1 protein-coding gene is annotated in these 338 nt (G+C 50.0%); it reads right to left on the bottom strand.

Annotated features, from left to right (window positions below; all coding sequences use genetic code 11):
* Positions 1-282: helix-turn-helix domain-containing protein (locus HMPREF2726_RS01185; protein ID WP_070601914.1), on the bottom strand; the 282-nt coding region annotated here is incomplete at its 3' end.
* Positions 283-338 lie beyond the last annotated feature (56 nt).

Raw genomic sequence — 338 nt, 5'->3', positions numbered from 1 at the left:
GTAGGCGACCTTTGCGCGCATATAGCACAACTCTTCAATAAGCTCTGCCTGCGTTTTTTCTTGGTCGGGTTTATCTGCGATGAAGGGGTTTTTGCGGTGTTGGGGCATGGTTTTGGATTGGGGATGTTCGAGTGCGCCGATACCGCCTTCTTGATAGGCGCGTATCCATCGTCTCAGGTGGGTTCGGGAAATGCCGTAGTGGTCTGCGGTACGCTGTTGGCTGCGTATATGCAGGTAGTGGAGTACGGCTTGGTATTTGAAGTGTAATGTATATTTGCTCATAAAAAAACTGCACCTTGTGAGTTGGAGGGGATGTCCAACTTTTGGGGTGCAGTTCA

Origin of the sequence: Neisseria sp. HMSC074B07, assembly GCF_001810355.1 — a bacterium.
GTDB lineage: Bacteria > Pseudomonadota > Gammaproteobacteria > Burkholderiales > Neisseriaceae > Neisseria.
This window is presented reverse-complemented; position numbering and strand designations above follow the sequence as displayed.